We start from the raw sequence: 5,559 nt of genomic DNA on the forward strand, positions 1-5,559 counted from the left end.
AGCGTGCGCTGTGCGACTTCGGCGGACCCGGCGGGGCCGTGGCATGTGAGCCCGGGTCGGACGAGCGCACCCCGGAGCAGCGGGCGCACGACGCGCTCGTGCACCAGTGGGCGCTCGGGTCGACCGTCGACCCCGCCCGGCCCAAGGGAATCGCCACCATCGTGGTGCGCGTGACGCCTGAGCAACTCGAGGAACCCGCCGCACTCGTGGAGACCGACTCCGGCACCCAGCTCAGCGTCCGCCAGGCCGTCTCGATGGCCGGGTCGCTGCCGTGGTTCGTCTCGCTACTGCGCGACGGCCGCGAGGAACTGCACCGGATCGACGTCGACGCCCACCCCGACCGGCGCCTGGCCTCCGCCATCCAGCGCCTGGTCCTCCACGCCGCGCACGGAGGCTGCACGTTCCCGGGTTGCGCCGCACCGGCCAGGGGGAGCCAGTTCCACCACGTGAGGGAGTGGTCGCGAGGCGGACCCACGACTGTCGCCAACGGCGCGTTGGGCTGTCCCGTGCATCACGCGTTCGTCGGCGACGGCCCGTCGGCGTGGACGACCGTCGCGGACCCAGGCTCGCCTGGTCGCTGCACGTGGCTGCCGCCCGGCGTCGACAGGCTCACCGATGTCTGACCCGGCCCCTGACAGCAGCGCGTCAGCCCCTCCCGGCATCTCGCCGGCGCGGCCGCGCGTCGGGGCGCGCGACGGGTCTGCATGGCGTGTACGAGGTGTGCCGGCGGGCTCGCGCTGTCACAATGCCCTCGTGCCCGATTCCGCCGTGCCCGATTCCCCCGTATCCGAGATTCTCCCGCCCGAGACCGACGCGCCCACGATTCCGTCCCCGGTGACCGACATGCCCCTGTCGTCGTCCGCTGTGTACGTGGCGGCCCCCGAGGGCGACACCGGGAAGTCGACCGTCGCCCTCGGCCTCCTGCGCATTCTCGCCGGGACCGTACAAAGGGTGGGGGTGTTCCGCCCGGTCACCGTCGCGCCGCGCGTCGTCGATGCCGATGCCGGCACCGGCACGGACACCGAGCCCCCGCGCGACCGCATCGTGGAGATGCTGCTCCAGCACACCACCGTGGACCTCGACTACGAGGACTGCATCGGCGTGACCAACGACCGCGTCCACGAGGACCGCGACTCAGCGCTGGCGGAGATCGTGGACAGGTACCACGTGGTGGCCGGGCAGTGCGATGTGGTGGTGATCCTCGGCACCGACTACACGGGCGTGCCCAGTCCCACCGAGTTTGACTTCAACGCCACACTCGCCGTGAACCTCGGCGCGCCCGTGCTCCTGGTGATCCGCGGCGCCGACCGGACACCAGGGGAGATCGGCACGAACGCCCGGCTGACGCTCGAGGAGCTCAGGGTCGAGCACGCGCACCCGGTGGGGATCGTGGTCAACCGGTGCGACCCCAGCGCGCTGGAGGCAATCCAGGCCGAGCTCGCGCCCCTGGACCTGCCCGCCTGGACGCTGCCGAGCCAGGCCCTGCTCACCGCGCCCACGATGGGGGAGCTGGTGGATGCCGTGGACGGCACCCTCTACTCCGGTGACCCGGCCCTGCTGGACCGAGAGGTCATGGCACTGATGGTGGGCGGGATGACCGGTGAGCGGATCCTGGAGCGGCTGGTGGACGGCATGGTCGTCATCGTTCCCGCTGACCGGACCGACGCCGTTCTCGCTGTGCTCACCGCGCACGGCGCGGAGGGCTTCCCCTCATTGGCGGGGATGATCTGGAACGGGAGCCTGATGCCGAACGCGGCGATGGATCGACTGGTCCGTGGCATGCGCTCGACGTTGCCGATCGTGTGCACCGACCACGGCACCTACGACACCGCCCGCCTGGCGGCCGAGACCCGGGGACGCGTGTACTCCGGCTCCGGGCGCAAGGTCGAGACGGCACTGAGCCTCATGGAGAAGCACGTCGACACCGAGGAACTGCTCGCCCGCCTGCGTGTGGACACCCCCGACGTCATGACGCCGCAGATGTTCGAGCACCAGCTCCTCGAGCGCGCCCGCGCGGACAAGCGGCACATCGTGCTGCCGGAGGGCGACGACGACCGGATCCTCCACGCCGCCGGCCGGCTGCTGCGCCGGGATGTCGCCGACCTGACGATCCTCGGCGACCCCGAGGCCGTGCAGCGACGCGCGGATGAACTGGGCATCGACCTGTCCGGGGCGCAGGTCCTCGACCCACGCAGCAGCGAGCACGCCGAGCCGTTCGCCCGGCAGTACGCGGAGCTGCGCGAGCACAAGGGCATGACGCTGGACGTGGCCCGCGACCGGATGCTCGACATCTCCTACTTCGCCACGATGATGGTGCACACCGGCCTCGCCGACGGCATGGTCTCGGGTGCCGCGCACACCACCGCGCACACCATCCGACCCGCGCTGGAGATCATCCGGACGAGGCCGGGCGTGAAGACCGTGTCCAGCGTGTTCCTCATGTGCCTCTCAGACCACGTCCTGGCGTTCGGCGACTGCGCGGTCGTCCCCGCCCCGACCGCCGAGCAGCTCGCCGACATCGCGTTGTCCTCCGCCGAGACCGCGTCCCGGTTCGGTGTGGACCCGCGAGTCGCGATGCTGTCCTACTCCACGGGTGACTCGGGCAGCGGAGCGGACGTGGACAAGGTGCGTGAGGCCACCGAGATCGTGTGCGCACGGATCGCCGCGGCCGCAGAGGGGGACCCGATGGCGGACCTCGTGGTGGACGGACCGCTGCAGTTCGACGCCGCCGTCGACCCGACGGTGGCCCGCAAGAAGATGCCGGACTCGCCGCTCGCCGGCCGGGCCACCGTCCTGGTGTTCCCCGACCTCAACACAGGCAACAACACCTACAAGGCCGTGCAGCGCACCGCCGGCGCCGTCGCGATCGGGCCGGTCCTGCAGGGGCTCCGCAAGCCCATCAACGACCTCTCCCGCGGCGCGCTGGTGGAGGACATCGTCAACACGGTCGCCATCACCGCCGTTCAGGCGCAGGGTGCAGCCGTTCAGGCGCAGGGTGCAGGCGTTCGGGCGCAGGGTTCAGCAGTTGAGGCTCAGGGGACCGCCGGCGCCCGCGAGGGCGAGTCGTGACCCGCGTCCTCGTCATCAACTCCGGCTCCTCCTCGCTCAAGCTGCAGATCCTCGACACCGCGCTTGACTCCGAGCTGGCGTGGGCGTTAGTCGAGCGCATCGGCGAGCCCGTCGGAACGCTGACCGTGCGGCGCGGTGACCTGGCCGGTTCGCCGGGTGGGGAGCGCAGCGTGGAGGCGGCGGTCCCAGACCACACCGTGGCGCTCAGCCGGGTGCTGGAGCTCGCGGGCGAGCTCGGCGCCCACCCCACCGACCTGGGGGTCGAGGCGATCGGTCACCGGGTGGTCCACGGCGGGCCGGACTTCCACGATCCGGTCGAGGTCACACCCGAGGTGGAGGCGGGTATCGAGAAGCTCGAGCTGCTGGCGCCGCTGCACAACCCCGCCAACCTGCGCGGGATCCGCGTGGCCCGCGAGCTGCTGCCCGGCCTGCCGCACGTGGCGGTGTTCGACACCGGGTTCTTCCACACCCTGCCCGCCGCGGCTCACACCTACGCGATCGACCGCGCGGTGGCGAGCAGATGGGACCTGCGCCGATACGGCTTCCACGGCACCAGCCACGAGTTCGTCTCTCGCCGCACCGCCGAGATCCTGGGTCGGCCGTACGACGAGCTCGATCAGATCGTGCTGCACCTCGGCAACGGGGCGTCGGCCTCGGCGATCGCCGGCGGGCGGGCGGTCGACACCTCCATGGGCCTGACTCCGCTCGAGGGCCTGGTCATGGGCACGCGTCCCGGCGACCTCGACCCCGGTCTGATCATCCACCTCATCCGCGACCGGGGCATGTCGCCCGAGGACGTCTCCACCCTGCTCAACCGCAGGTCGGGGCTGGAGGGGTTGGCGGGCGCCCGCGACTTCCGGGAACTGCTCGCACGGGTCGATGCCGGCGACGACGACGCCGTGCTCGCCTACGAGGTGGTGATCCATCGACTGCGTCGCTACATCGGCGGCTACTGGGCGGTTCTCGGCGACGTCGGGGCCATCACGTTCACCGCGGGAGTGGGCGAGAACGTCGCCCGCCTGCGTGCGGACGCCCTGTCCACTCTCGGTGGCTGGGGGGTGGAGATCGACCCGGAGGCCAACGAGAACGGTTCAGGGGAACGCGTCATCTCGACGCCTGGCAGCCGGGTCACGGTTCTGGTGGTGCCGACCGACGAGGAGCTGGCGATCGCCCGGGCGTGCGACAGGGTCCTGGGGCTGGGGGAGTGACAGGGACACCTTTACCTAAGAACGTCCTTACGCTTACAGTGGGGGCCACCCCCCGGGCCTCAGCCCGGTCCTGACGAAGCTGGTCGATGCCGAAGCACCCACGATCTCCGCGTGTCACCGAGCCCGCCCGCGATACGCGGCCCGGCCGGTCGCGAGGTCGTCGGACGGTGGGGTTGACCCCGGTGGCTCTCGCGACGGCGGTCACCCTGGTGCTCGGCGGGGCATCGGTCGCCCGCGCCATCACCGCCGCGCCACTGGACGCGCACACCGACCTGGAGTTCTCGCTCGACGGCTCCACCTGGACGGATGCACCTGACCTCGTCCTGGGATCGTGGGGGTGCGACCTCGCCGGCGGGCCCGCGCTCTCCGATCCGGAGGGCGCGATCGGCGGGACCCCCGAGGTGGACCCGTGCTCGATGTCGCCGGGAGAGTCGATCGACCGGACCTACCACGTCCGCAATGCCACCGACACGGGCCGAACCGGGCGGTACGCCGTGGGGATCGGCGACTATCTGGTCTCGGGCGCGGCCGAATTCGACGTCAGCAGCACCATCACCGGCGCCGTCGGCTCCGATTCGCGGACCGTGACCCTCTACGGTGCCGACACCCCCCGGTCAGCCGATTCCCCGGCCCGCGGCACCACGGTCGCGGCACTCGATCTCGCACCCGGCCAGACGGCGAGGGTCGTCGACGAAGTATCGGTACCCCGCGACGTGGAGAACTACGCGCAACGCCAGAGCGTGAGTCCGATGATCTGGGTGTCGTTCACCGACATCGGGGTCGTGGACACCGACGGTGACGGCCTGCCGGATCTCGTCGAGGACCAGCTCGGCACCGACCCCACCGACCCGGTCAACCGACTTCCCGACGGCACGATCGGGCGATCCTTCGGGCCCGAGCCGTTCCTGCCGCGCACGCCCGAGGGGGCCGTGCTCGCGGTGGACGCCTCGACTCTGCCGCCGGGCCTGCGGCTCGAGGACGGCGTCCTGGTGGGCACCCCGTCGAGGGCCGGGACCTATGACGTCGAGTTCACCGTCACCCTGCCCGACGGTGCGACGTACACCTCCGTCCGACGCCTGGTGATCCGGCCCGCGTCGGGCGGCGGGTCCGCGGACCTACCGGACGTCATCTGGCCGGTGGTGATCGTCGGGGTGATCGGGCTCATCCTGGGGCCGGGGCTCGGGTCCCTGGGGGGCTCGATCGGCGGGTCACTGGGCGGGTCGCAGGGCGGGTTGCCCGGCTGGCCCTGGAACGGGTCCGCCGGCGGTTCCAGCGGCGGGTC

The 5,559-nt window shown here is 71.6% G+C and carries 4 protein-coding genes; all 4 read left to right on the forward strand.

Features of this window, described 5'->3' with window-relative positions; genetic code table 11:
- A partial coding sequence (locus tag G6020_RS03450; protein ID WP_182609666.1) for an HNH endonuclease signature motif containing protein occupies positions 1-623 on the forward strand: 623 nt, incomplete at its 5' end.
- Between the two features lie 220 nt (positions 624-843).
- Positions 844-3,069 (forward strand): phosphate acetyltransferase, encoded by a 2,226-nt coding sequence (pta, locus tag G6020_RS03455; RefSeq protein WP_194305949.1) that lies wholly within the window; start codon positions 844-846, stop codon positions 3,067-3,069.
- A complete protein-coding gene (locus G6020_RS03460) occupies positions 3,066-4,277 on the forward strand; it encodes an acetate kinase (RefSeq protein WP_179523473.1) in 1,212 nt (403 codons plus the stop codon). The genes pta and G6020_RS03460 overlap by 4 nt, the downstream gene beginning before the upstream one ends.
- 182 nt (positions 4,278-4,459) lie before the next feature.
- The coding region (locus G6020_RS17495; protein ID WP_206682198.1) for a thrombospondin type 3 repeat-containing protein at positions 4,460-5,559 on the forward strand (1,100 nt) is incomplete at its 3' end.

Origin of the sequence: Dietzia sp. B19, assembly GCF_014145155.1 — a bacterium.
Taxonomy (GTDB): Bacteria; Actinomycetota; Actinomycetes; order Mycobacteriales; family Mycobacteriaceae; genus Dietzia; species Dietzia natronolimnaea.